At 67.4% G+C, this 3,666-nt stretch carries 6 protein-coding genes; all 6 read right to left on the bottom strand.

Features of this window, described 5'->3' with window-relative positions; all coding sequences use genetic code 11:
* Positions 1-366: monovalent cation/H(+) antiporter subunit G (gene mnhG / locus KZA10_RS09700; protein WP_218682760.1), on the bottom strand; the 366-nt coding region annotated here is incomplete at its 3' end.
* Positions 363-632, bottom strand: a complete 270-nt coding sequence (locus tag KZA10_RS09695) for a monovalent cation/H+ antiporter complex subunit F (protein ID WP_017829980.1) — start codon at positions 630-632, stop codon at positions 363-365. The genes mnhG and KZA10_RS09695, both read right to left, overlap by 4 nt.
* Positions 629-1,219 carry a Na+/H+ antiporter subunit E gene (locus tag KZA10_RS09690; protein ID WP_218682759.1) on the bottom strand — a complete coding sequence of 197 codons (591 nt, stop codon included), beginning with the start codon at positions 1,217-1,219 and terminating at the stop codon, positions 629-631. The genes KZA10_RS09695 and KZA10_RS09690 overlap by 4 nt, the downstream gene beginning before the upstream one ends.
* On the bottom strand, positions 1,219-2,769 hold the full coding sequence (locus KZA10_RS09685) for a Na+/H+ antiporter subunit D (protein ID WP_218682758.1): 1,551 nt from the start codon (positions 2,767-2,769) through the stop codon (positions 1,219-1,221). The genes KZA10_RS09690 and KZA10_RS09685 overlap by 1 nt, the downstream gene beginning before the upstream one ends.
* Entirely contained in the window at positions 2,766-3,365 is a 600-nt protein-coding gene (locus KZA10_RS09680; protein ID WP_141385583.1) for a Na(+)/H(+) antiporter subunit C, read from the bottom strand. The genes KZA10_RS09685 and KZA10_RS09680 overlap by 4 nt, the downstream gene beginning before the upstream one ends.
* Positions 3,365-3,666, bottom strand: a 302-nt coding sequence (locus KZA10_RS09675; RefSeq protein WP_306300805.1) for an MnhB domain-containing protein, incomplete at its 5' end; no start/stop codon positions are given. The genes KZA10_RS09675 and KZA10_RS09680, both read right to left, overlap by 1 nt.

Below are 3,666 nucleotides of genomic sequence, written 5' to 3'. Positions count from 1 at the left end.
CTTCGACTCGGCGAGCTCGTCCACGACGAGGCCCCGCTGTTCGATGGTGCCGTTGCGGTAGGCCTGCCGCCCGACCATGTGCGCCGAGAGCGGGGCGGTCGCGAACTGCATGAGCACGACCGGGGCGACGAGCACGAAGCCGAGCAGGATGCCGCCGATCGAACGCTGCGACAATGCGATCGCGATGCAGATGAGCAGCAGTCCGAGCACCTGGGGCTTGGTCGCCGCGTGCAGACGGGACGGCACGTCGCGGAAGTGCAGCAGCCCGACGGCCGCCGACAGGCACAGCACGGCGCCGAGCAGGATGAGCACCAGCACCGCCACGTCGATGACGGCATCGGGGATCATGAGACCGAACACGTTCATGGTGTCGTGTTGTCCCTTCTCGCGACGAACCGAGCGACGGCGATCGACCCGAACACTCCGACGGCCGCGATGATCAGGAGCACGGGGATGTTGCGGGTGTGGCCGTTTATGGCCATCTCGGCACCGATCACGCACATCACCTCGGTGAGGAGCACGTCGGAGGCGACGGCGCGATCGAGGATCGACGGCCCGCGCACGATGCGGATCAGGGCGAGGACGGCGGCGAGGCCGAACACCACCATGATCAACAGCAGCAGGATGTTCATCGGGCACCGCCCTTCGTCGCTCCGACGCCCGCACGCTCGTCAGCCTTGAGGGCGCGGTACTGAGCAGGGTCGCCGAGGGCTCGCACGACGCGTCGCTCCCAGCGGAGCACCCCGGCGCGCTGCTTCTCGACGTCGTCGAGGTCGCGCACGCCGATCACGTGCAGATAGAGGATCTGCCGATCGCGATCGGTGTCGACGACCAGGGATCCGGGGATCAGCGAAGACACGACAGCGACGTGCGTCATCACCAGGTCGTCGGCGTAGCGCAGCGGCACCGCGATGATGGCCGTGCCCGGCTGACGACGGAAGTCGAACACCTGCACCGTGACCGAGAGGGCGCCCCTCAGCACGGCGAACAGGAACTGCACCACGTACAGCGCGGCGTACCAGAGGTTGATCCGGCCCGAGAGCGCGACGGTCGGCAGGCGGAAGACGCGGGTGACGAAGATCGCGACGACGAATCCGGTGAGGAACGACAGCACGGTGAACTGCGCCCACAGCAGCATCCAGAGCACGACGAGCCACGCGAGGAACGGCAGCTGCACGCGGATGTCGCGCCAGAGGTGACGTCGGGTGTCACGCGCCATCAGCCCACCTCCTGTTCCAGCTGCACGAGGCTCACGGGCTGCAGCAACGAGGCGCCGATGCGGTCGCACAGTGCGTAGAGAGGGCCGGCGAAGATCGTCAGGGCCAGTGTGACCGCGACCATGCCGCCGGTCGCCAGGGTCATGATCTTCGGGATGCGGCGACGCTCCTGCTGCTCATCGGCGGCCGGTGCGTTGCCGAGGTACGAGATGCGCCCCTCGGTCTCGGTGGAGTCCTCCTCCTCGCGCCAGAAGGCGAGGTTCCAGGCGCGCATCAGGGCGTACAGGGTCAGCAACGACGTGACGATGCCGCCGAAGATCATCACGATCATGATCGGAGTGCCGACCGACGCCGCCGCCTCGAACAGCGCGAACTTGCCGATGAACCCCGAGAAGGGCGGCAGGCCGCCGAGGTTGATCGCGGGCACGAAGTAGAGGATGGCGATCAGGGGCGCGACCTTCAGCAGTCCCTTGACGCGCAGGATCGACGTGCTTCCCGCTCGGCGTTCCACGAGCCCCACGGCGAGGAAAAGAGTCGTCTGCACCACGATGTGGTGAACGATGTAGTACACCGTGGCGCCGATCGCGGCGGGCGTCGCGATCGCGAGACCGAAGATCATGTAGCCGACGTGGCTCACCAGAGTGAACGACAGGATTCGTTTGAGCTCGGCCTGCGCCACGGCGCCGAGCACACCGACGATCATGGTCGCGAGGGCGATGATCAGCAGCACGGTGTCGATGCTGTTCGAGGCGAACAGCTGCGTCTCCGTGCGGATCAGCGCGTACACGCCGACCTTCGTCAGCAAGCCGGCGAACACCGCCGTGACCGGAGCCGGTGCGGTCGGGTACGAGTCCGGCAACCAGAACGACACCGGGAAGATGGCCGCCTTGATGCCGAACGCCACCACGAGCATGAGGTGCAGCACCAGCTGCGTCTCCTGCGGGAGTTCCGACATCCGCTCGGCGATCTGAGCCATGTTGACCGTGCCGAGAGCCCCGTAGATCATCGCGATCGAGGCGAGGAACAGGATCGACGAGACCAGCGAGACGACGATGTAGACGGCGCCGGCGCGGATGCGGGATTCGGTGCTGCCGAGCGTGATCAGCACATACGAGGCGACGAGCAGGATCTCGAAGCCGACGTAGAGGTTGAAGAGGTCGCCCGCGATGAAGGCGTTGAAGATGCCGGCCGCGAGGATCAGGTACGAGGGGTTGAAGATCGAGATCGGGGTCTCGTCGGTGCCGTCCGCGGCGCCCTGGCCGATGGAGAAGAGCAGCACCGCGAGAAGCACGATGCTGGAGATGAGCACCAGGAGCGCGGCGAGCCTGTCGACGTAGAGCACGATGCCGAAGGGCACGGGCCAGCCGCCGACCGACACCGCCAGCGGCGCACCGGAGTCGACCACGACCAGGAGCACGGCGGCGATCACCGAGACGGCAGCGAGGGTCGCGACCGTGACGACGACCTGCAGGCGCGGGTTCCGACCGAACACGAGCGTGACGGCGGCCCCGAGAAGAGGCAGTGCGACCAGGAGCGGGACGAGGGCGGTCATGGCTTGCCCTCCTCGTTCTCGTCGCGGTCATGGGGTTCGTCGGGGCTCGGTTCACGGCCCTCGTCTGAGGGCGCAGCGGGTTCGCTCCCCCATCCGGTCGGGGCGTCGAAGGGAGCGTCGTCGTGGATCGACGGGTGGTCGCGCATGTGCAGAACCGTGATCGGCGCGGTCTGCACGCCGACGAAGTCCGTCGTCGCCTCGTCGTCGTCGGTCTCGGACTCGTCGTCCATGAGGTCTTCGTCGGCGTCGGTGCGCCCGCGGAGCGCGATGTCGGCCTCGTCGTCCTCGACCGTGTCGGCCTGGCCCAGCTGCCAGGAGCGGTAGATCAGGGCGAGGAGGAATGCCGAGACCGCGAACGTGATCACGATGGCGGTGAGGGTGAGCGCCTGCGGGAGCGGATCGCTCATCTCGCCCTCCGTGCCGAAGAACGGGGCATTGCCGGGGACGCCCATCACGATCAGCAGCAGCAGGTTCGTGGCGTTGCCGAGCAGCAGGAAGCCGATCAGCACGCGGGTCAGGCTGCGCTCCAGCATCGCGTACACACCACACGCGAAGAGGATGGCCATGATGACGATGAGGGTGAGGGAGACGTCCATCAGCTGCTCCTCCCGCCCCGGGAGAGGAATCCTTCAGGACCCGGCGTGGTGCGAAGTGCCGCCTGACGGTCGACCTCGGCACCGAGGCTGCGCAGCACATCGAGCACGAGCCCGATCACGACGAGATACACGCCCGCGTCGAAGATGGTCGAGGTGACGAACTCCATGTGCCCGATGCCGGGGATCTCCCACTCCCAGAAGGTGCTGGTCAGGGGCGCCAGGCCGAAGAACAGCGGGACGACGGCGGTGCCGACGGCCAGGCTGAGGCCGGTGCCGAGCAGCCGACCCGCATCGGTGGGAG

The organism is Microbacterium sp. BF1, assembly GCF_019279095.1.
In the GTDB taxonomy this organism is placed as follows: Bacteria; Actinomycetota; Actinomycetes; order Actinomycetales; family Microbacteriaceae; genus Microbacterium; species Microbacterium maritypicum.
Note: the sequence above shows the minus strand (reverse complement) of the source record. Positions and strands in the feature narration are given on the sequence as shown.

Bases quoted from the DNA above. Each gene is read 5' to 3' on its own strand.
- KZA10_RS09695 (WP_017829980.1), bottom strand. From the start codon at position 632: ATGAACATCCTGCTGCTGTTGATCATGGTGGTGTTCGGCCTCGCCGCC.
- KZA10_RS09685 (WP_218682758.1), bottom strand. From the start codon at position 2,769: ATGACCGCCCTCGTCCCGCTCCTGGTCGCACTGCCTCTTCTCGGGGCC.
- KZA10_RS09680 (WP_141385583.1), bottom strand. From the start codon at position 3,365: ATGGACGTCTCCCTCACCCTCATCGTCATCATGGCCATCCTCTTCGCG.
- KZA10_RS09690 (WP_218682759.1), bottom strand. From the start codon at position 1,219: ATGGCGCGTGACACCCGACGTCACCTCTGGCGCGACATCCGCGTGCAG.